Genomic DNA, 21,266 nt, shown 5'->3' with positions numbered 1-21,266 from the left:
TATGAAGTTAGAAAGAGGAAATTTAGTAAGAATCACTGATGATGAGGTAAAGATAGCTAAGCTTAAAGAAGAAGGCTATGTTGAAGTAAAAGAAGCTAAAGAAGAAGCAACAGTTGAAGAAATGGAAATAGTTGAAGAAGAAGCAACAGAGACGGCAAAAGAAGAAGAAAAGGCTGATAAAGAAGTCAAAGAAGTTGTCGAAGAAAAGAAAACGACAGGAAGAGGAAGAGCAAATAATAAAAAGTAGGTGTTAGGTATGAATGAGGAGCTTATATTAGAGACTATTAAAGAGTATTTGATTGATGATGAGACGAAGTATATCAAAGATGCTGTCTTAATGGCCCATAAAAAGCTTAATGGCTACGGATATGAGGGCGTAGATATAGAGATGCTTACTTTGCACGCTTTAAGTGTGAGAGAATTTATTCTAAACTATTGTAACATTGAGAAGATGCCTATAGGTCTTAAGTTTACTTATGTAAACATGATTATGGCTAGCTATCTTGATTTATATGTCATTAAAAACTATGTTAATGGTGAAGCTGGCGAAGATAGTGAAAAGGCAATTCAAGGGGCAATTGCATCTATAACTGAAGGTGACGTATCGATTACTTATAAGGATAATACATCTAGTGATAAGATATTAAATGCTAAGGCTCTTATAGGCTCTTTAATGGACGGATATAGGGCTTATCTTACAAGGTATAGGAGAATGGTATGGTAGATATCTTTAAACGCATTAAAGGCGAATCTGAGAGCTTGATGATGGCATCAGGCTCTTTATATGCCAAGGAAGAAAGAGTTGATGATGAAGGCTATACTAGAGAGGTCTATACTGAAGCGTATAGTTTTAAATGCAGATTAAGCTTTAATAGCAATAAGTACGAGCTAGACGATAAGAACGCTAGAAGTGATGTGGAAAGCACTTTATTTACTCCTAGTGAGGTATTTCTTGATACAGGCTCATTTATTAGGGTTACACAAAATGATGTTGATTATTATCTTACAGTGAGTAAAGTAAAGGCATATTCTTCGCATTTTGAGTATAGCGTAAAAGAGGTGGAAAGATGGCTATAAACATCGATTTAAAGGGCCTTAAGGATTTAGAAAATAAGCTTAAAGCAAGTGATAAAACTATAGACGAGCTTATGAGCAAGGTTCTTTATGATATTGCTGCTAGGGTTGTTAAAAAGGCTAAATTACTTTCACCAACTGATACAGGCTTATTGAGAAGAAGCTGGTTTTCTAGTTTTAGACAAGATGCGGATGGCTCTTATGTCTGTGAAATATATAACAATACTACTTATGCAAGGTTCGTTGAAAAGGGTCATAGAATAGTTAATGGAAATGGCATAACTGTTGGCTGGGTAGATGGTGTATTTATGCTTAAAATTGCTGAAGAAAGGGCAAAAAAAGAGCTTGATAAGTACATTAAAAAGACTGTCGATAGATATATAGGGGGTCTTATGAAGTGAGCTATGATATTGATGATAAGATAGTTAAAAATGCTATCAAGAGCTTAAAAAATGAGTTTGGCGATATAAAATTCTATGAGAAGAATGTCATGAATGGCTTAGAGACTCCTTGTATATTTATAAGGGTCATAGATAGCAGCTTTAAAAGGCTTATTGCTAACAGATTTGAGGCTAATTTCACTTTAAGTGCAACATATATTCCTGACAAGAAGGAAGTTATGGAAAAAAGCTCGGGCGATAGAGTAATAAGAGACAATGGATTAGCTCATATACAAGATGTGAAGCTAAGGCTTATGAGTGCATTAGAAAGTATTGAGACTGAAACTGGCGCTTTATATGCATCGGATGTAAGTAGTGAGACTAACTATGATGACGTAGGCATGACGATAAATGTAAGCTGTAATTTTAAGGTAAATTATATTAAGATATCTGATAAATATTATATGCAAAAACTTCATAGTGAAGGAAGTGTTAAAGAGTGAAGAAAGAAAAAGATGTAGAGGTAAGACATACTAAGGCAGATATAAAAAGGGCTGTTATGCTTGATTACAATATCGATGTCTTAGATGTAGTGCTTGATGATGATGGGCTTTATACTCTAAAAGAGGTTGAGAAGCTTTATAACGATTTTATTAAGAAAGGGGTTAAGTAGATGTTAGGCGGAGGAAATTTTTTAGTACAAAATAAGGTTTTGCCTGGTACTTATATAAATTTTGTATCTGTAAGAAGACCATCTAATATATTTGGCGATAGAGGATATGCGACTTTTGCTATGCCTTTAAGCTGGGGTGATGAGTTAATTACATTATCAAAGGAAGAGTTACAAAAGGATAGCTTGAAGCTATTGGGCTTAAGCTTTGATGATGAACTTTTAAGACCGGTAAGAGAGGTATTATTAAATGCAAAGACTTTATATCTATATAGACTTAATGGCAAGGGTGAAAAGGCTAAAGTTACCGTAAATGGCTTGACTTTGACTGCAAAATATGCAGGTCTTGGTGGAAATAAGATAGAAGTAGCTTTTAAGGAAGATATTGACAATAAAGATAATATTGTTTTTGAGGTATACTTCCATGGTAGAAAGGTCTTAAGTGAAAAGTATAAGAAGACTGATGAGATCATGTCTAATGACTATGTAGATGTATCGGGCGAAGCTAATTACACTGAATTAGGCGGTGAAGTAAAGGCTTTAGCTGGTGGTACTGACAAGGAAGTTAAGGCTGATGATTATAGTGAGTATTTAAAGACTATAGAAAGCTACTACTTCAACACTATCGGCTATGCTGGTGATGATGATAGCATTAAGAGCCTATTTGTAAGCTTTGCTAAGAGAATGAGAGACGAAGTTGGTAAGAAGTGCCAAGTAGTTTTATTTAATAAGGCTGCTAACTATGAAGGTGTTATCAATGTAACAAGCAAGGCTAAGGAAGAAGAAGCTGGCTTTGTATATTATGTTTTAGGTGCATCTGCTGGCTGTGATGTAAATAAGGGTCTTGATAATAGCTTATACTTAGGTGAATATACTTTAGCTGATAAATTAGCACAAAGAGACCTTGAAAAAGCTATAATCAAAGGCGAGTTTGTCTTCCATAAGGACAATGACGATGTAAGAGTACTTGAGGATATAAACTCATTTATAGAGCATACTAAGGATAAGAATAAGGACTTTGCACAAAATCAAGTGATTAGAGTGCTTGACCAAATAGCGATGGATATTGCGAAGATATTCAATAGCATGTATATTGGCAAAGTGCAAAATAACGAAGATGGTAGAATAAGCTTGTGGGCTGATATCACTAATCACGCAAAGACGCTTGAAAAGCTTGGAGCTATTGAAGACTTTGAACCTAGTGATGTAGTGGTTAAGGCTGGTCATGATAAGGATAGCGTTGAGGTTGATTACCTTGTTAAGCCTATCATGGTTATGAGAAAGCTTTATATGATTGTTAGGGTTAAATAAGGGGGTTAAGATATGGCTGAACAAAGAATAATGCCTGCTTATGAAGCGATTGATGGTCGTCATGGCGCGGCTTATGCAACTATTAAGGGTAAGAGATACTTACTTTTCCAACTTACGAATTTTGAGACTAAGACTGAAAAGAATAATATTGAACTTCAAAGACTTGGAACAACTATTGGGGGTAATTTATCTAGTGGTATTAAGCTTGGCTGGGAAGCTGAGATGTACTACAATACAGATATATTTAGAGCCTTGACTTTAGATTATATCAAAACTGGTAAGGAGACTTACTTTGACCTTCAAATAACTAATGATGATCCTAATAGCTCTGCTGGTCGTCATACTGTTATATTAAGGGACTGTAAGCTTAACAATATAACTATGGCTCTTTTAAATGTTGATAATCAGGTTTTAAAAGAAAAAATTGATGGTACTTGTGAAGACATTGATGCTCCTGAGTTATTTAAGGTATTGAAAGGAATGGAAGATTAATGAGTAAGTTATCTAGCTTTTTAAAAGAGAATGTCAAGGAAGGTAAGAGAAGTAAAGAGGTCTTTGTATCTGATAGATTCTCTGAGCCTATAACTATAAAACTACTAAGTCCTAAGGAGTTAGCAAGATGTCAAGATGCGGCGGTTTCTATTAGAAATAAGAAGCCGTTTTTTGATACTAAGGCTTATAATATGGAGTTAATCAAAATATCTATAATTGAGCCTGATTTAAAGAGTGCCGAACTTCAAGATAGCTACGGCGTTATGAATGAAGAGGACTTAATCAATGAGATGTTCACGGGAGCTGAATTTACTAAGATTTCAACTGAAGTAAATGAGTTTAACTCTCTTGATGAAAATATCAATGACAAGATAAATGAAGCAAAAAACTAATTAGGACAGATGATGATGCCATGCTTTGCTATCATCTGTTTATTATGACTAAAGGCAATATGAAGCCCTCTGATGTCATTAATATGAGTATTGAAGAGAAGGCTTTGTATTGGGCGATGATGGCAGAGTATGGAAAAGAGATGAAGGAGGCTAGTAAGAAATGATTAATACTGAGATTAAATTATTTGATTCTATGTCGCCTGTTTTAAAAAATATTATTTCATCTGTCGACGCGATGATTAAATCATTGGAGAACTGCGAGAAGGCTTCTGAAGGCATGATTGATAAGGGAGCTTTAGAACAAGCAAATGAGGCGTTTAGAAGTGCAGTTGAAGGAGTTCATAGTCTTGATGAAGCACTGATTGAAGCTAAGGTTAATAGCGAGAGTGCAGGCAGTTCTATTGAAAACATGTCACGATCTGTAGCTAGTAGTGAATCAATTATGCAAAAGGCTGTTGGTGCTGCTAAGAAGCTTGCTCTTGGCTACTTGTCTTTTCAAGGTATAAAGAATTTTATACAGGGTGCAGATGAGTTTCAAAATGTAAGTACAAGACTTAATATGGTTGCTGATAGCTTTAAAAAGACTGAGGCAGAGCTTAGCGGTGCTGACCTTATGGCAAGGATAAGAAAGAGCGCGAGCGAATCAAGGGGCGAGTTTATGATGACGGCTGATGTCATTGGTAAGCTTGGTATGCAGGCAAGAAATGCTTTTGAATCGTCTGATGACCTTATTACCTTTGCTGAGCAGCTAAATAAGAACTTCAAAATTGCAGGAACTGATGCTGAAGGTATACGCTCTGTTATGTATAACTTAACTCAAGCCTTGGCAAGTGGTGTGCTTCGTGGTCAAGACTTAAATGCGGTTATGAGTAATGCTCCTATAATATTGGATAAGGTTGCAAAGTATATGGATAGCGATATAAGTCAGATAAGAAAGCTCGCTGAAGAAGGTAGGTTATCAAGCGATGTTATAGTTAATGCGATGCTTGATAGTGCTGAAAAGACTGATGAGGCTTTTAGAAATATGCCTATGAACTTCCACGATATTATGACTAAGATTAAAAATAGTGTACAGGCTTCACTAAGTGGTGCTTTTATTAAGTGGAATGAGCTTTTAAATTCTGAGAATATGCAGAATACTATTGAGTTTTTAATCAATCTTGTTTCGAGCTTTGTGAATATCGTTTCTGAAGTTTTTGGAGTACTCATTGATATATTCGGGCCTATATTAGGATTCTTTAATGAATTTAGCGGAGTGATAGAGATTGCTGTTGGTGCACTTATGGCTTATCAATTGGCTGTATGGGCTGTAAATACGGCTATGACGGTATTTAATATTACATGTAATGCTAATCCTATAATCTTAATAATAACGGCCGTGCTTACGCTTATTATGTTGCTTTTTAAGTGGATACAGTCTCTTGGTGGCTTAACGCTTGCTTGGCTTAAATTTAAGCTTGTAGTGCTTAATATCTTCGGCGCTTTGGGTATGGCTATAGGTGGCTTTATTAGCGTTGTAGCTAGTGCTATACTAGGGATTATTCAATTAGTACTGCATGCGGTTCAGTTTATGCTTAATGGGGTAATTAAGGGCATTAACTTGGTTATTAAAGGGCTTAATTTAATTCCTGGTGTCAATATTAGTGAAGTAGGTGAAGTTAAGTTTGCTAATGATTTTGATGACTTTGCAAAAGGTATTAGAGATGGCATGGGCGATATGCTTGTTAATAGTGGCAAGAGTATTGATAGTGCTTCTCAAGGTATATCTAACGAGATTAAGCTTAAAGAAGCTGAAATAGCTAGACAAAAAGAGGCTGAAAAGGCTGACCCGCTTAAGGATTTAAAAATACCTCCATATGATAAAGAATTAGGATCTATTGATAAAGGTATGGGCAAGGCAGCAGGTCATGCTGGAAGTATTGACAAGAAGCTTGATGATGGTTTAGAAGTTAATTCTGACGATTTAAAGGCTATACGCGACGTTATGTTTCAAAGAGCTATACAGAATTTATCTTGGGATAAGATTGATGTTCATGTTGATAATTCATTTGGTGATGTGCATGAAACGGCTGATACTGACTCCATAATTAAATCAATAGAAGATGGACTATATGAAGCGGTTGAAAGGGTAGGTGTGATGGCATAATGAGGGCGCATGATTTTTATATTGATAGCTTTAAACTACCTATCACTCCTGAAGATATAGAAGTGAATTATAAGGGCAAGAACAAGGCTATTGACTTACTAAATGGCGATGAGCTTAATGTTTTAAACAAGCCGAGCTTAACGACTTTTAAATTTGATTTCTTCTTACCTAGGGATTACGCTCCTATAGTAGGTGAATATATTGAGCCTTTTACAGTTGTTGATGGGATTGAAAAGATGATGAAGGAAAAGAAGATAATTCCTTTTATCATTATAAGACACGATAGAGGGCTTAAGAACTCCATCATTAAGAAAGCAACGGTTGAGGACTTTTCTTATGAAGAATCGGTTGAGAATGCGCCTGGTCTTATGGCTTCAATCACTTTAAAGGTATATATACCACTTAAAACAAAGGTGCTTACTGCGAAGAGTGACGGAGAGAAGACGACTTTATCTGAAGTAAATACTGCTGATAGAGAGGCTTTATCATCTGTAAAGGTTCGCGAGAATGAGCCTATAAATGTTGCGATTCGTAGAGGCGGGGGCAATATCAAAAACTATAAGAGAATCAAGGACAAGAATAGAATTACAAGTGTAATTGCTGATTATACGGGCAAGACATTAGAGTTAAATTAGAAAAGGGGCTTTACGCCTCTTTTTTGTACATATAAAAGGGGGCGGTGATGTGTATAGGATAATTATTACATCAAGGGGTGTGACTTATGAGCCTATAGTTAAAGATAGTTTTACTATTAAGAGGTCGATGGGCTTTGAGCCGTCTACGCTTGAGTTTGAACTTGTTAAAGATGAAACGATTGATTATCAAGAAGGTGGCAATGTAAAGGTATATGATGAAGATGGCAAGATGATATTTACTGGCTATATAGTTTCTAAGTCAAGGGATAAGAATCAGATAATAAAGAATACTTGCTACGATAGCATGTGGTATTTTAAGAATAAAGATACGCTTAAGTTTGAGGATATGACTTATAGCGAGATCATAAAAGAGGTATGTTCTCGTCAAGGTATGATTACTGGCGATATTGAAGATACGGGCTACAAGATAAAGGGCGCGATACACAGAAATAAAGAGTATTTTACGATATTTAAGGATGCTTATGATATGACTTTGGCTCATAATGGCGTTATATTTACTCTTTTTGATGAGAATGGCAGGATATGCTTAAAAAAGCCCTCGTCTATGATGGTAGAAAAGGCTATAACTTTTGATAATTCGTGTAATTTTAGCTATAAGACGAGTATTGAAAATAGCTACAACAGAATTAAGCTTAGTCATAGTGATGATGAAAAGAAAGAGATGAAGTATCACATAAAGGAAGATATGAATCATATTAAAGAGTGGGGGCTTAGGCAGTATATGGCTGAATCGTCAAAGAGTGAGGATATGGACGCGAAGGCTAGTAGGTTATTGGAACTATTAAATAGAAAAGAGCGTACTCTTGAGATTAAGGACGTTATCGGCAATTGGGACGTAAGAGGCGGTTCTTTAGTTCCTGTTGTGCTTGGCGCGATTGGTGATATCGCTGTTAATAGTATGATGTTTGTATCAAGTGTAACGCATAAGGTAAAGGACGGCATACATTTAATGACGGTAAAGGTTTATAACAAGGATATAATGCCATTAGGGGGCAAGTAATGAGTAGTAATTTAAAGACGGTTATAGAAAAGATAGCAGGCGGAGTGATTGATGAGAAAAATATGGCAAGAAAGGTCTTTGCCAAGCTTATAAAGATAAGCCCGCCTACTTTTAAGTTATATGATGGAGATCTTGAGGTGTCGGGTGCATTCGTTGTTACTCCTAAGTATAGAGTGTTTACAGCAAAAGATATCGGTAAGGATTTCGTTTTGGAAGAGGATTTAGGTGGTCAAAGATATTTCTATTGCTATGAGGCGGCGGAAGTTGGACAAAATGGCACTGAATATAGCTTTAAGGGAAGAATTAATAAGTGTAAGCTGATTGGCAAGTGTCCACATGGCGATGTTGAGGTTACTAGTGGGATTATCTATGATATGACTCATGAGGAGGGGATATAGTGATACCTACGATTGATAAAGAAGTAAATGAACTTTTGGAAGATAGGCTTGAGATTGAGAGGGTAAAGCCTAGTAAGACTTATAAGATGGATATTGAAAGGGAGAGAATACGCGGCTATTGCGATGAGATTGAAGCTTTAAAGCAGGCTATATATAAGGAGCTTAACACTGAAAAGGGTGAGTATGTTATATATGGTAATTACGGATTAAAGAAGAAAGATCTCTTCGGTAAGGAAAAGAGATGGGCGTATATGATATTAACGGATAGGATAAGGGATGCACTTATTGATGATGATAGGATAAATGATGTGCATAACTTTCTATACAATGATGAGATGAGCAAGAAGGATAACTTATGCTTGAGTTTTATTGTTGATAGTATATATGGTGAATTTGAAGTAAGTGAGGTGATTAGGCTTGCCTAAGTATTATGCTGAGGACATACTGAAAAGATGTATGTCTAGGATATCGGATGAGATGGATAAAAGAGAAGGCTCTGTTATATATGATGCTTTGATGCCTGCATGTATGGAGCTTGAGGCTTTGTATTTCGAACTTGATGAGTTATATGCAAATGCCTTTGCTGATACTGCTAATTTTGATTATCTTAAGAGATTAGGTAAAGAAAGAGGCATTGAAGTATATAAAGCTACTAAGGCGATTATTCGTGGGGAGTTTTCGAATAAGGTTCAAATAGGCGATATATTTTTCATAAATAAGCTAAGGTATATTGTCGGTAGTGAGTGTGTGGCGAGAGGCTCTTTCTATGAGGCTGATTTAATTGCTGAAAAGGCTGGAAGTGAATATAACCTGCAAAGTGGAAAGCTAAGTCCTTTGTTTGGATATTATGAAGTGGCTATGATAAAGGAACTTTTAAAGCCTGCTAAAGATGATGAGACAGTAGAAGAGTTTAGAGAAAGATATTTTAAAGAGGTAAGAAAGAAAAACTTCGGAGGAAATATTGAGGACTACGAACGCTGGACGATGGCACTTGATGGCGTCGGTGCTGTAAAGGTTTTTCCTATATGGCAAGGGGGCGGAACTGTTAAGGTAGTAATTACAGGCTCTGACGGTCTCACTCCATCGTCTAAACTGATTGATGATGTGCAAACGGCCCTTGATCCAGTTAAGAATCATGGAAAGGGTGTGGGTATAGCTCCTATAGGTCATACTGTAACTGTGGTAGGTGCTACGCATAAAAAGGTCGATGTTAAGGTTAAGATGGTGTTTCAATCGGGTTATGGCAAGGACAATACTTTAGAGATAGTTAAGAAGGTAGTTAGTGAGTATATCAAGGAAGTAAGAGACGGCTGGGGCAAGCGTCCTCTTGTTTTAAGAAGTTCTAATTTGATTAGCAGATTTCTTGAATATGACAAGTACTTTGTTGACTGCGAGTATGTGTCTTTTAATGATGAGAATATAAGGCTTACCTTTGAGGAAGAGGAAGTGCCCGTGATTGGTGAGGTAAGCTTTTTAGATAAAGTGCCTGATGGTGTATGTAAGGCATAGGGGGGGCGATTAAGATTAAAAGAAGAAGAGTTGAGCTTTTAGATTACACGGATTATGATGTGATTGGAAAGGCGAGAGAGTTTTATGCAAGGGTAAAGGCTGAAAATCCTGAGTTCAATTTGATGTGGAATGAATTCTACAGGACTTTGAGAAATACTTTAATCTTAGAAGCTGATGAGGAAGGTATAAGACGCTGGGAAGAGATGCTCGGTATTATACCAAGTGTAAGCTTAGAAGATAGAAGGCTTAAGGTGTATATTGAGTGGAATTCTACTGTTATATGGACGGATAGGACGCTTAGACAGTTCTTGGACTTATTCTTAGGTAAAGGGACTTATGAGATGGAGCTTATCTATGATAAGTATGCTTTAAAGATTAAATTACGTCTCGGTAAAACGAAGGTAGGTTATAATGCTTTATTAAATGAGCTAAGAAAGATAATACCTGCAAATATTGAGATGTTTACGACTATTGAAGTAAGTAGCGATTTATATGTAGCGGGGCTAAGGCGTAGGCATATGCACATGACGTATAAGCAATATGAGCCAACGGAAATAAACAGCAAGCTGGACGCGTATGTAGCGGGATATTTGATAAGTACGGTAATAGAATCATGGCCAATACAAGCGCATGGCAATTTAATGTCTAAGGGCGAGGACGGCTACTTAGCTAGTGATATAGGTATGATAAGGGGTGAATTTATTGAGTAATTTAAAGAAAATTAGGGTGCAGCACGTAGACAGGGACGCAAAGGGCGTAGAGATCAAGACTGACGTTGACGTGATAACTGATGCGGATTGCATAACGATGGACGATGGCGACTTACGAAGCGGCGTAAAGAAGATGATTGATGATAGGATAGGCGAAGTCATTGATGGAGCGCCTGAGGAGCTGGATACGCTTAAGGAAATTGCGACTGAGCTTGAAAAAAATCAATCGGGCGTAAGCACTATAATAAAAAATCTTAAGTCAAAGATTGATAAAACGCAGATAACTGATAAATACATCTTTAGGGATAGTAACACTGTGCCGAGCTCAATGGCTTTAGTTAATATGTTAACGGCGCTCAACAAAGACATTGACAAAAAAGTAAGTAAGATTGACGGTAAAGGCTTAAGTACTAATGACTTTACGGATGTTTTAAAAAATAAGCTTGACAATATCGAGGACGGTGCGCAAAAAAACAAGGTGACTAGTGTAAACGGCATGACTGGTGATGTGGTTGTTGAGGCTGGTAGTGGCAGTGTTGACTTATCGGGCTATGCTAAGACTAGTGATGTGGATGAAAAGCTGAAGGGTAAGCTTGACAGTAGCGAGTATGCTTCATTAAAAAGTCTTGTAGATGACATTGGTAATGCCACAATAAGTGAAATTGATGAAGTAAAGGCTGAAGTAAATAAAAAAGCGGACAAAACTGAAGTAAAAACCAAGCTAAGTGAAATGACTGACGATGAAACTCATAGGACTGTTACTGATGAAGAAAAAAAGGAGTGGAGCGATCAAAGAAGCCATACGGATAATATGATAAGTACTATGAGGTCTTATGTAGATACACGATTGATGTCAAAAGTAGAGAGAAAAGACATACTTAATTTTAAAAACTGCATTGTGCTTAGTAGCGATGCATATAGTAAATTAAGTGATGCTGAAAAGGCTAAGAGCGATACTTTGTATTTCACACTATAGGGGTAGCTTATGGTTGTTAATGGAAATATTAAGAAAATAATGTATATGGGCGAGGAAATAAGCAAGGTTATGTATGCTAATACAATTATATGGGAAAAGCAAACGGTTAAGCCGCCACCAGGCCCTAAACCATGTACGACTTGTCAGACTGCTTGCGAGAAATCGCATCAATCTAGTTGTAACACAGCTTGTGAAAAATCAGGACAAAGTTGTCGTCAAGAATGTGGCAACTGCCTTTCTTTATGTCAAGATAATAAAGAAGGGTCTGTAATGTAAATTTTACTAAGATATACAGTATAACAACTACTTGAAGCATACAATAACTGTGCTTTTTTAATGCAAAAAATATAGAAAGGATGTGGTGATGATGTTTTTCAACACGATGCACACAACGAATCTAGGAGACCATCTATCGACTAGTTTAATGGCGGGCGAGACGCTCACTTTTACTAAGATAGGGATTGGCGCGGGCGACCCTATAAGTAGGGAGCAGGTAAAGGAGATGACGACGCTGATTGACCCAAGGGCGTACTTCCCTATAACGGACGTTATCGACAATAAGGACGGTACTGTTGTGGTACGCTGTAACCTAGTAAATAAGGACGTTGAGGAGCGTTTTTATATCAAGGAGATTGGGATTTATGCGCAAGATCCAAACCGTGGCGAGATTTTATATGGGGTAATAGCCTGTGGGGATGCGGCGGATTTATTTAGTGCGAAGACGGATAAGTTATTAAGTATTACGAATGACATACTGGTTAAGGTTACGGACGCTAAGAATGTGACGTTCGTTATATCTGATAGCTTGGTATGGGCAACTAAACAGGACTTACTTAATTTAGCGGGCACTGGCAGGACTGATGAAACTGTCAAAAAGAACGCTGACGATATAAAGGCGCTGGATTTAAAGATAATGATGCTAGGAACGCAAGGAGGAATGGGCGGACTGGACGAAAATACTGGTATGATAACGTTCGAGAAGCTTGCGGAATCTGAAGAGTTTTGGGGCTACTATGATGAAGATAAAAGAAGGCTGGTGGGCTAATGGCGGAAGAAATGAAACTGCCGTTAATCTCGTCGGCCTTTTTAAATGTAACGCAAAAATGTAATTTAAAATGCAAATATTGTTTTGTTTGTCAACAGCCTAAGGAGATTACTTACAAAGTTGCTGAAGATGCGGCGAAGTTCTTGGCGCGTAACGCGCTAGAAAGCGGTACAACGCCGTCTATCAACTTCTTTGGAGGCGAGCCGATGCTTAGGTACAAAGACATAATAAAGCCGCTCACAGAATGGATTAGGGACGTCTACGGCGATAAATTTGAGCTAAGCCTTACTACTAACGGCACGCTCTTAAATGAGGAAATTATGGAGTTCTTCGATAAAAATAATATCGGCATGCTATTTAGTATTGACGGCGATAAAAAGACGCAAAATGAGAATCGCCCTTATCATAGTGGAAAAGGTAGCTTCGAGAGTTTAGAGCCTATTATTGACTTAGTTTTAAAGTATCATCCTAATATGACTTTTAGGGCGACTATTGACCCGCCAACGCATACGGAGCTATTTAATAACTACATGTTTGCTGTTAGTAAGGGCTACACTAACAGCTTTTTTATACCAAACAGCTTTAGTGATTGGAGCGATAAAGAGCTTGAAGAGCTGGATATTGAGCTTGATAAGATATGCGACTATTATATTGAGGAGCTAAAAGCAGGGCGTAAGCCTATGAACTTTAGTCACTTTGACAGGGCAAGGGCTGATATTAAAAGGATTGCGAAGCTTAAGGATGACGATTATCGTGAAGATGGTAAAGGCTTGCCTGCTTGTGGACGCTGTGGTCTTGGTGCGAATAGGTTTGCAGCTATTGGGATTACTGGCAATATATATACTTGTCAGGAAATGGTCGAGAATCATGAGGTAGGCGATAAGTTTTTAATAGGCAATATTTATAGCGGAGTTGACGATGCTAAGCGTTTAGAACTTGCGGGTAGTTTTGATACTATGAATGTTTATTGCTCTAAGAAAGAATATTGCGACGACTGTATCAAGCGCAGAATATGCGATGGGGGCTGCTCAATAAATAACTACTTTAAAAATAAAGACTTACACATTCAGGACTATGTGATGTGCTGGTATGAACGTGCGTGTATTGAGAAGATGTATAGGATTATGAAAATGGAAAAGGAAGGTGAATTAAAATGGCTTTAAAAGAAGATGATATAAAGGATTTAGGGCTGGAGATTGGGGAGGAAATAAAGCCTCAAGCGGTTGGTGGCTGCGCTGGTAACGTCCAAGACTGCGGATGTATGACTTGTCAAGGTTGCCAAATAGGCTGTCAAGTTAAGTGTCAAAGCAAATCAGAATGTGGCAACTGTGAAAAATATTGCCAAGGCGGACAATGTTTCGGTTGTGAAGATGCGTGCGAAAAAGGCTGTCAAACAACGTGCCAAAAATCACATCAATGCTACGACTGCGAAGATCGTTGCGAGAACTATTGTCAAAGTTATTGTGAATCAAACTGTCAAACTGGTTGCGAATCAGGCTGTCAATCATCATGTGAAAAAGCCTGCCAAGACGCAGCTCAAAAGAACAGTGCACCAAATATGCCATCATCAATTAGCGTGCCAACTAGCGTAAAGGGTGGCGAGACTATCGTTATAACATGGGGTGCGGCTACGGATCCAGACGGTAACTTATCGGGCTACATCTTAGAAAAAAAGACGGATAGTGCAGGTTTTAGTCAAATATATAAAGGTTCATCAAGAAGCTTATCAGATACCATCATCGTGGGCTCAAACACCGTACAATACAGAGTTAGAGCGTATGACAGTTATGGCAAAGTAAGTAGCTATAGAACGTCAAATGTAGTTACCGTCACTAATAATAGCGCGCCTGAAATATCGGGACGTGACAGCGATTTAGGTGGCAAGAAAGCACCATTTAAGATTAGTTTAAGCGTAGGAGATAAAGACGGCGATACTGTAAATGTTGTATGTAAGCTTAACGGCAGTATTGTTAAAACTATTAACAATATTAAATTAAATACTAACTATGATATAGAGATTGATGCGACTAGGTTCAACGCGCTTGCACTAAACGCACGTAATGAGATTGAGATCTCGGCGACTGATAGTAAGGCGACAAGCTACAGAAGATATACATTTGCAAGGATTAACAGTGCGCCTGAAATAGTCATTGAAAAAGCTATATTCGGCGAGCAAGATAAACCGTTTAGCTTTAAATACAAAGTAACTGATGCTGAGGGCGATAAGTGCGACGTAAGAATATTATTTGGCACTAAGGTTTTGGACTTTAAAAAAGAAGTAGAACTAGGCAAGGAGCAGACATATACATTTAGCAAGCTTGACTTCGCAAAGATACCTGCGGGCGAGATCTCCATAAAGATAGAAGCGACTGATGCGAACGAGGGTGTATCGTCAAAATTAGTTACATTTAACAAGGCCATAAACGGCTGCGGCTATGTATTTAAAAAAGAGACTAATGCAAAAGTAACGCAAGCGATAGTATCGGTATCACGCAAGATTGATGAAAAATCAACGTTTAAGGCTTACGTATGTAACAACGCAAACGATGCAGCGCCAGCGTGGGAAGAAGTAACGGAGATGATGGAAAAGATCTACACTCTTAAGAACGACAAAAAGACGGCTGCTAAATGGGCGTTTGGTCTAAAGGTTGAGGTAGTGAGAGGCAAAGACGCGGGCGATAGCTACTTAAACGCTATCGGCTACAGCTATAGATAAGTTGAGGTGATGAGATGATAACAATACTTAAAGAGGCTGAGGTAAAGGGCGCGGTGGAGTTTATTCCATCGGCGGAGAACCTAAAGGAACTATCAGATGCGGCGCTAGAAATGACGATGGACAATGCGGACAAGTTGGACGAAATAAAGGCGTCCATTGACGTAATTATGATGTCGATTGCAGAATTACAGGAAGCGCACGATGCAGATGGAGAAGAACCAAAAGATGTGAAAGGAGACGATGAAGATGTCAAAAACAAGAATTAAGGTGTATGCTTATTTAGTTTTTAATGAGCTTAGAACAATTGAAGAAGTGCCAAAGAAATTTAGAAAAGAAGTGGAAAAAGAAGTTGAGAAGATGAAGCAAGGCATTTTCTTTGATTAGAGGTGTGCTATGGACGACAGACAATGCGAAACTTACAGAAAGAACGTAGAAGAAAAGATACAAGCACACGATAAGAGGTTGGATAATCATTCGTCAAGGCTAGATGAACTTGAGCACTACAGATATACTATTGATGAGAGGATAAGCAATTTAACGCAAAAAGTGGACGAGATAGCGCAAAGTGTTAAGCACTTTACTAACTTAGTCATAGGAGCGTGGATTGGACTTATAATCTTCTTAATACAACAGGCAATGAATAGGTAGGTGCTTAGATGGAAAGAAAGATAATTAGGAGAATGAGCCCTAACCATTTTAATGGCAGGGGTGGAGAAACTCCTATCATGATAGTAAACCACATAACTGAGGGCGCTGTTCAAGGCGCTGTCAGTTGGCTGTGCAATCCAGCATCAAAGGCGAGCGCTCATTTTGTAGTCGCGAGAAATGGCGATATATATCAATTGGTGGATATACGTAATGGCAGTTGGTGTAACGGCACGGCTATCTACAGCAAAGGAAAGTATTACTATAAGAATAGCACGAACTCAATAGTTAGAGGCAAGGCGGTAAATGCGAATCTATTTACGGTATCGATTGAGCATGAGGGCTATAGTTACAAAGAGGGTAGAGGCGCTTTGACTGAGGAGCAGTATCAAGCGACGTTATGGCTGCACAGGCACATCATAAACGAGGTTAAGAGCAAATACCATCATGATATAGTTGTAGATCGCGAGCATATAATCGGTCATTATGAGGTAGCACCAAAGGAGAAGCCAAACTGCCCTGGTCCGCTATTTCCGTGGGATAGGCTGATGAAAGATTTACAAAATAAAGGGGGCGGAGCTATGGATAATGCAAGTAGAGTGAAATTTGATTTTAACAATAAAAAATTCACGGTCGACGGCAAGCTGATCGACGGACATAACTATGTACAAGCGCGCGAGCTATTGGAAAAGCTGGGTTATACAGTCGGCTGGGATAATGCGCTTAGGGAAATAAAAATAAAATGAGATTTAGTAAATGGATAGTAGCAATGATTATCGCGATGAATGCGCTATTCTGCATGGCGGTACTATATATCAATTATAGAGGCTCTTATGTATCGGATGCTTTAATAGCTGCATGGTTCGGCTTCACAACGGCTGAGCTTTGGGGACTAGCCTTTATTAAAGGCAAAGAGATAAAACACGCAGATAGCGATAGTGACATTGACGAAGATTTGAAGGGAGAGGATATTGATGGATAAAGAGATATTAGTAAATATAATACTTGCGGTAATAGCGTTTTTAGGTTCGATAATAACTGGGGTGCTAGTGCCATATATTAAAAAGTCTAAGAATAAGAATAATATGATGTTACTTAAATTGATAGTGGATACTTTAGTAACGGCTGCTGAGGAAATATTCGTCGGCAAGGGTAAAGGCGATGAAAAATATAAGTGGGTTTATGATGAGTTAGTGAAGAGATATCCAAAGATTGATGAAAAAGAAGCAAAGATACTTATTGAAAGTGCCGTGAATGAGCTGCATAATGTGCAAAATAGTATTAAATAATTTGCGGGCGACATTAATGTCGGCGGCAAAAGTGAGGGGCGTAGAAATACGCCTCTTTTTTTTATTGCGTTGAGTAAAGTTGAGTAGAGTTGAGTAGAATTATGTGGAATTTAATTAATCGGTAGAAATTATTGATTTTATGCGGTTTTTAAAAGAGTTGAGTAGAATTGAGTGGAGTTGAGAAAAAAATATTTTAAAAAAATAATGTAGTAATCAGTGGGTTTGAACGGATTTTTTAAAAAATTAAAAAAATATTAAAAAAGTACTTGACATTTTGATATCAATGTGATATAATAAAGATATCAAATAAGAAATACATAAAAATTTAGGAGGAATAAAAAATGACAAAAGAATTAAAAAAAGTTAATTACGACGATTACAAAAGAGAATTAGAAAGAGTAAGAGAAGAATTAAGACAAGAAATAGGCGGACTTGATGTACAAATACAAGAAATATCTTATACATCTAAAGTAGTAGAATTAGGAGTTAATTGGAGCAGTATTGGAGCAAGTAAAATTGATGAAACTGCAAAGTTTATAGTAGAAATGCAAAAAGCAATGGAGCTAGTAAAGAATTTTAAATATAATGGATGCGAAATAGAATTTTAATTAGGAGAGAAAAAATGGAAGAAAGAGTAATGACTTGTTTGAGATATAACGAAGAGTTGAAAGAAAAACTTAAAAAGCTAGCTGTAGAAAATCAAAGAACGTTAAACGCTCAGATTGTATATATGTTAGAACAAGCGGTTAAAAAAGAAGAAAAATAAATTGACATAAGTATTGACAATTAAAATATAAATATGTATAATAGAAATATAGTCACTATATCTTCCTGTTACGACGTGGTAAGGCTGCCAATGTCTTATTTTTATAGTGACTATATTTTTTTACATATACTTATTTATATTTAGATATTTAGATATTTAGATATTTAGATATTTAGCATACATCAAAGACGCTAACATATATTGATCCATATGCGAAAAAGTGGTTCGTATAAGTAGACAATGGCGCGCCAGCCTAGGACTAAGTATTTTCAATTACTTGGTCCTTTTTTGTATACAAATCACTATGAATATGGAGGGAGATTCATGTCAAAATTAAAATCAGCTATATTTGGTTTTGCGATTGGAGATGCTTTAGGCGTGCCATACGAGTTCAAAGAAAGACACACATATAATTGCACAGATATGATTGGCCACGGCACATGGAATCAAGAGGCAGGCACATGGTCCGACGATACATCGCTAACACTAGCCACAGCAAAGTCAATTAAGGACATGGGATACATTGATTTAAAAGATATACGTAAGAATTTTGAAGCATGGTTATATGAAGACAAATTCACTGCAAATGGCGAAGTATTTGATGTAGGAGGCACAACGCGCGGAGCTATTGAGCTTGGACATGGGTTGGACGGCTTTCATGATAATGGTAATGGATCACTTATGAGGATACTTCCACTAGCATTTACAGAAGCATCAGATGAAGACATTGCCAATGTTTCAGCTATAACACACGCACATGAAATATCAAAAAATGCTTGCATAGAATATATTCATATAGCAAGAAAATTAATTAAGGGCGAGAAATATATTGATGATAGCATAAAATATATTGATGAAAGAGAAATTAAATCAGGTGGTTTTGTACTTGATACGCTAAAAGCATCGCTATGGTGTATATTAAATACAGATAATTATAAGGATGCGGTATTAAAAGCAGTAAACCTTGGTGATGATACAGATACTACAGCTGCAGTCACAGGAGGATTTGCAGGTATTATCTATGGATATGATGCCATACCGAAAGAGTGGATAGAAAAATTAAAGAATATAGAATTGATTGAAGATTGTTTATTTGAATAGCTTAGCTACTAAGTATTATACTTAGTAGCTTTTTTATTTTCCAAGGATAATTATAGATAAAATAAATATAACTTAACGTTAAAAAATACTTGACTGTTGAATTAATTTATGCTATTTTATATCTAAAGATGGTAAGTATGATGTGAAAATGAAAGAGGTTCACATATTAAGCACACTAAAAGAGATTAATTTAGTAAGTAATCCTGCAAGATTGAAAATAATTATAATGCTTGGCATTACAGCAAAGACGGCACAAGATCTTTTAGATGCTTTAGGAGTTAGCGGCTTAAAAATACATTATCATTTAAGGCTTTTTGAAGAGAATGGAATTATTGAGTTTGTTTATACTGACTTAATAAATGGAATAACGCAAAAATACTATAACTAACAGAAGAAATTAAAATTATGATAGGAGGCAATAAAATGGGATTGTTTAATTTATTTGGTGGAAAAAAAACAGTTGAGTTAGATAATGTAAAAAGCAATGAAAACAAAAATCGCATGAGAGAAATTTTTGATAAGCAAGTAGATAATGGTTCGGAATATAAAATAGTTTATGCTTATTCAGAAGATATTAGTGGTGCGAATTTCGTAGTGCTTCGTACCGTTTCCTATAAATACAGAAGTTTTATACTTGGCTATAAGAAAGATGATTTAAGTTTAGTTTTTCTTGAAGTAAGCCCTGATTTAAATCAGGTTGGAGAAGCACTTTTGTATAAACCACAAGATGTAAAGAAAACCAATTTTACAAAGATGGTAGGTGCATATTATTTACAGTATGGAAGTTCGTTCAAGAAAGAATTTTTCAACTTTTTTGTTCCTGAGACTATTGACGATATAGTTAACCATGATTGGTATGATGAAGATACTTTTATTTACATTGACCAAAGAGAAGTACATGGCAGCTGGGTAGATTTTTGGAATAAATTTTGTAAATAAACGATAATTTATTATGAAATTAAAACAAGCTTACACTGTTATATATATCAAGGACAAGAATAGTAATAAGTTTTTGTTCTTATACAGAAATAAAAAGAAGAACGATATTAATCATGGCAAGTACATTGGCGTAGGCGGCAAGATTGAGCCGGGCGAGTCGAAGGATGAGTGCATTGTGCGCGAGGTCTATGAGGAGACGAATCTCAAGCTTAAGACTTTTTACTACATGGGCGAGGTTCGCTACATTGACCTTGATGCTGACTCTTATGATAAAATGTATGTATATTACAGTGATGATTATACTGGCATGATGAAAGAATGTTCTGAGGGCAGTCTTAAGTTTATGAGTGAGGATGAATTTTATCATAGCCCTCATTGGGAAGGGGATAAGATTTTTCTAGACTATGCTCTAAAGAATAAACCATTCAAAAGCGTGGACTATTATTACTTGAATGGTATAAATTTTAAAACTATATTAATGAATAGGGAAGTATAGTTTATCTTAGGGGGTAGAAACTTATCTTGATTTTGAAAATATTATTATTTATCTTAGGTACAGTCTTTTCTACATTCGGATATCTTATCTATTTTAGAAAGAAATATTCTTTGATAAATTCTTTTAACTTAGATGTTTTATATAAAAGAAGAGATGCTTCTTATGCTAAAAAACTAGGGCTGATAGAATTTGTTCTTGGTTTAGGTTTAATAATGCTCGCTATAATTTTAACAATTATTAGCTAGATTTAAGAAAAAGAAGGGATAGACGTTTTGTCTATCCCTTTTATATTAGCAAAATCTCATTCTATTTGGATCATCTCTTACGATGTCTTCCCAAAATCTATCTATCTTTATAGAATTTTTTTCTGCGAGCATCGCTATCTTTTCTCTATCTTTAGCTTCGTATATAATGCACAAACCACAGCAATGGTCTGCATTTCTCGGCGTTGGTGCTATGGTTACTTCAAAGCCATTATCTTTAAGTAGATAGTATAGTTTTGTCGCTGAACTGGAATCTCCTAAGAGAATGTATTGCCTAAGCTCTTTCATTAAA

General features: G+C 36.6%; 33 protein-coding genes. 32 read left to right on the top strand and 1 reads right to left on the bottom strand.

Translation table 11 applies throughout. The features are described from left to right. Position 1 precedes the first annotated feature (1 nt). The 32 genes from Q0E71_RS01090 to Q0E71_RS00935 all read left to right on the top strand — a co-directional run bounded on the left by Q0E71_RS01090 (position 2) and on the right by Q0E71_RS00935 (position 20,711). Entirely contained in the window at positions 2-247 is a 246-nt protein-coding gene (locus tag Q0E71_RS01090) for a hypothetical protein (protein WP_294795023.1), read from the top strand. Between the two features lie 9 nt (positions 248-256). Continuing rightward, entirely contained in the window at positions 257-724 is a 468-nt protein-coding gene (locus tag Q0E71_RS01085; RefSeq protein WP_294795021.1) for a hypothetical protein, read from the top strand. Beyond that, positions 718-1,077 (top strand): hypothetical protein, encoded by a 360-nt coding sequence (locus Q0E71_RS01080; RefSeq protein ID WP_294795018.1) that lies wholly within the window; start codon positions 718-720, stop codon positions 1,075-1,077. The genes Q0E71_RS01085 and Q0E71_RS01080 overlap by 7 nt, the downstream gene beginning before the upstream one ends. Beyond that, on the top strand, positions 1,068-1,475 hold the full coding sequence (locus Q0E71_RS01075) for an HK97 gp10 family phage protein (RefSeq protein WP_294795015.1): 408 nt from the start codon (positions 1,068-1,070) through the stop codon (positions 1,473-1,475). The genes Q0E71_RS01080 and Q0E71_RS01075 overlap by 10 nt, the downstream gene beginning before the upstream one ends. Next, the gene (locus Q0E71_RS01070; RefSeq protein ID WP_294795013.1) at positions 1,472-1,957 is read left to right on the top strand and encodes a DUF6838 family protein; all 486 of its coding nucleotides are present in this window, start codon (positions 1,472-1,474) and stop codon (positions 1,955-1,957) included. Before Q0E71_RS01075 ends, Q0E71_RS01070 begins: the two co-directional genes overlap by 4 nt. Continuing rightward, on the top strand, positions 1,954-2,127 hold the full coding sequence (locus tag Q0E71_RS01065; RefSeq protein WP_294795010.1) for a hypothetical protein: 174 nt from the start codon (positions 1,954-1,956) through the stop codon (positions 2,125-2,127). Before Q0E71_RS01070 ends, Q0E71_RS01065 begins: the two co-directional genes overlap by 4 nt. Then, complete coding sequence (locus Q0E71_RS01060) at positions 2,128-3,435, top strand: phage tail sheath family protein (RefSeq protein WP_294795008.1); 1,308 nt, start codon at positions 2,128-2,130, stop codon at positions 3,433-3,435. Between the two features lie 12 nt (positions 3,436-3,447). Next, positions 3,448-3,927, top strand: coding sequence for a phage tail tube protein (locus tag Q0E71_RS01055; protein ID WP_294795005.1), 480 nt, complete (start codon positions 3,448-3,450; stop codon positions 3,925-3,927). Then, positions 3,927-4,319: a phage portal protein gene (locus Q0E71_RS01050; protein WP_294795004.1), complete on the top strand. Its 393-nt coding sequence runs from the start codon at positions 3,927-3,929 to the stop codon at positions 4,317-4,319. Before Q0E71_RS01055 ends, Q0E71_RS01050 begins: the two co-directional genes overlap by 1 nt. 160 nt (positions 4,320-4,479) lie before the next feature. Further along, positions 4,480-6,465 carry a tape measure protein gene (locus Q0E71_RS01045; RefSeq protein WP_294795001.1) on the top strand — a complete coding sequence of 662 codons (1,986 nt, stop codon included), beginning with the start codon at positions 4,480-4,482 and terminating at the stop codon, positions 6,463-6,465. Beyond that, positions 6,465-7,100 carry a hypothetical protein gene (locus tag Q0E71_RS01040; protein ID WP_294794998.1) on the top strand — a complete coding sequence of 212 codons (636 nt, stop codon included), beginning with the start codon at positions 6,465-6,467 and terminating at the stop codon, positions 7,098-7,100. Before Q0E71_RS01045 ends, Q0E71_RS01040 begins: the two co-directional genes overlap by 1 nt. Before the next feature lie 49 nt (positions 7,101-7,149). Next, complete coding sequence (locus Q0E71_RS01035) at positions 7,150-8,121, top strand: hypothetical protein (RefSeq protein ID WP_294794996.1); 972 nt, start codon at positions 7,150-7,152, stop codon at positions 8,119-8,121. Next, positions 8,121-8,519 carry a hypothetical protein gene (locus Q0E71_RS01030; RefSeq protein ID WP_294794992.1) on the top strand — a complete coding sequence of 133 codons (399 nt, stop codon included), beginning with the start codon at positions 8,121-8,123 and terminating at the stop codon, positions 8,517-8,519. The genes Q0E71_RS01035 and Q0E71_RS01030 overlap by 1 nt, the downstream gene beginning before the upstream one ends. Further along, entirely contained in the window at positions 8,519-8,944 is a 426-nt protein-coding gene (locus Q0E71_RS01025) for a DUF2634 domain-containing protein (RefSeq protein ID WP_294794990.1), read from the top strand. The genes Q0E71_RS01030 and Q0E71_RS01025 overlap by 1 nt, the downstream gene beginning before the upstream one ends. Beyond that, positions 8,937-10,028, top strand: a complete 1,092-nt coding sequence (locus Q0E71_RS01020) for a baseplate J/gp47 family protein (protein ID WP_294794987.1) — start codon at positions 8,937-8,939, stop codon at positions 10,026-10,028. The genes Q0E71_RS01025 and Q0E71_RS01020 overlap by 8 nt, the downstream gene beginning before the upstream one ends. Positions 10,029-10,087: 59 nt before the next feature. Continuing rightward, positions 10,088-10,738, top strand: a complete 651-nt coding sequence (locus tag Q0E71_RS01015) for a putative phage tail protein (RefSeq protein WP_294794985.1) — start codon at positions 10,088-10,090, stop codon at positions 10,736-10,738. Continuing rightward, positions 10,731-11,714 (top strand): hypothetical protein, encoded by a 984-nt coding sequence (locus tag Q0E71_RS01010; protein WP_294794983.1) that lies wholly within the window; start codon positions 10,731-10,733, stop codon positions 11,712-11,714. The genes Q0E71_RS01015 and Q0E71_RS01010 overlap by 8 nt, the downstream gene beginning before the upstream one ends. Positions 11,715-12,081: 367 nt before the next feature. Continuing rightward, on the top strand, positions 12,082-12,759 hold the full coding sequence (locus Q0E71_RS01005) for a phage tail protein (protein WP_294794980.1): 678 nt from the start codon (positions 12,082-12,084) through the stop codon (positions 12,757-12,759). After that, on the top strand, positions 12,759-13,922 hold the full coding sequence (locus Q0E71_RS01000; protein ID WP_294794976.1) for a radical SAM/SPASM domain-containing protein: 1,164 nt from the start codon (positions 12,759-12,761) through the stop codon (positions 13,920-13,922). Before Q0E71_RS01005 ends, Q0E71_RS01000 begins: the two co-directional genes overlap by 1 nt. Further along, entirely contained in the window at positions 13,913-15,475 is a 1,563-nt protein-coding gene (locus tag Q0E71_RS00995; RefSeq protein WP_294794974.1) for a fibronectin type III domain-containing protein, read from the top strand. The genes Q0E71_RS01000 and Q0E71_RS00995 overlap by 10 nt, the downstream gene beginning before the upstream one ends. 14 nt (positions 15,476-15,489) lie before the next feature. Then, a complete protein-coding gene (locus tag Q0E71_RS00990; protein WP_294794971.1) occupies positions 15,490-15,741 on the top strand; it encodes a hypothetical protein in 252 nt (83 codons plus the stop codon). Continuing rightward, positions 15,722-15,859 (top strand): CD1375 family protein, encoded by a 138-nt coding sequence (locus Q0E71_RS00985; protein ID WP_294794969.1) that lies wholly within the window; start codon positions 15,722-15,724, stop codon positions 15,857-15,859. The genes Q0E71_RS00990 and Q0E71_RS00985 overlap by 20 nt, the downstream gene beginning before the upstream one ends. 9 nt (positions 15,860-15,868) lie before the next feature. Then, complete coding sequence (locus tag Q0E71_RS00980; RefSeq protein WP_294794966.1) at positions 15,869-16,123, top strand: hemolysin XhlA family protein; 255 nt, start codon at positions 15,869-15,871, stop codon at positions 16,121-16,123. An 8-nt stretch (positions 16,124-16,131) separates the two neighbouring features. After that, the gene (locus Q0E71_RS00975; protein ID WP_294794963.1) at positions 16,132-16,866 is read left to right on the top strand and encodes an N-acetylmuramoyl-L-alanine amidase; all 735 of its coding nucleotides are present in this window, start codon (positions 16,132-16,134) and stop codon (positions 16,864-16,866) included. Beyond that, complete coding sequence (locus Q0E71_RS00970) at positions 16,863-17,102, top strand: hypothetical protein (RefSeq protein ID WP_294794961.1); 240 nt, start codon at positions 16,863-16,865, stop codon at positions 17,100-17,102. The genes Q0E71_RS00975 and Q0E71_RS00970 overlap by 4 nt, the downstream gene beginning before the upstream one ends. After that, positions 17,095-17,409: a phage holin, LLH family gene (locus tag Q0E71_RS00965; protein WP_294794958.1), complete on the top strand. Its 315-nt coding sequence runs from the start codon at positions 17,095-17,097 to the stop codon at positions 17,407-17,409. Before Q0E71_RS00970 ends, Q0E71_RS00965 begins: the two co-directional genes overlap by 8 nt. A gap of 341 nt (positions 17,410-17,750) precedes the next feature. Continuing rightward, complete coding sequence (locus tag Q0E71_RS00960) at positions 17,751-18,017, top strand: hypothetical protein (protein ID WP_294794955.1); 267 nt, start codon at positions 17,751-17,753, stop codon at positions 18,015-18,017. 14 nt (positions 18,018-18,031) lie between these two features. Continuing rightward, positions 18,032-18,175: an Arc family DNA-binding protein gene (locus Q0E71_RS00955; RefSeq protein ID WP_294794952.1), complete on the top strand. Its 144-nt coding sequence runs from the start codon at positions 18,032-18,034 to the stop codon at positions 18,173-18,175. Positions 18,176-18,499: 324 nt separating this feature from the next. Further along, complete coding sequence (locus Q0E71_RS00950) at positions 18,500-19,276, top strand: ADP-ribosylglycohydrolase family protein (RefSeq protein WP_294794950.1); 777 nt, start codon at positions 18,500-18,502, stop codon at positions 19,274-19,276. Positions 19,277-19,424: 148 nt separating this feature from the next. After that, positions 19,425-19,664 (top strand): winged helix-turn-helix domain-containing protein, encoded by a 240-nt coding sequence (locus Q0E71_RS00945; protein ID WP_294794947.1) that lies wholly within the window; start codon positions 19,425-19,427, stop codon positions 19,662-19,664. Between the two features lie 35 nt (positions 19,665-19,699). Then, the gene (locus Q0E71_RS00940) at positions 19,700-20,215 is read left to right on the top strand and encodes a hypothetical protein (RefSeq protein ID WP_294794944.1); all 516 of its coding nucleotides are present in this window, start codon (positions 19,700-19,702) and stop codon (positions 20,213-20,215) included. Positions 20,216-20,228: 13 nt separating this feature from the next. Next, complete coding sequence (locus Q0E71_RS00935) at positions 20,229-20,711, top strand: NUDIX domain-containing protein (RefSeq protein ID WP_294794940.1); 483 nt, start codon at positions 20,229-20,231, stop codon at positions 20,709-20,711. Positions 20,712-21,001: 290 nt separating this feature from the next. Here Q0E71_RS00935 and Q0E71_RS00930 read toward each other — a convergent pair whose 3' ends face one another. Beyond that, on the bottom strand, positions 21,002-21,262 hold the full coding sequence (locus Q0E71_RS00930; protein ID WP_294794938.1) for a DUF3343 domain-containing protein: 261 nt from the start codon (positions 21,260-21,262) through the stop codon (positions 21,002-21,004). Positions 21,263-21,266: the final 4 nt, after the last annotated feature.

This window comes from uncultured Fenollaria sp. (assembly GCF_934202865.1).
Taxonomy (GTDB): domain Bacteria; phylum Bacillota; class Clostridia; order Tissierellales; family Peptoniphilaceae; genus Fenollaria.
The sequence above is the reverse complement of the archived record's forward strand: the minus strand, read 5'-3'. Positions and strand labels throughout refer to the sequence as shown.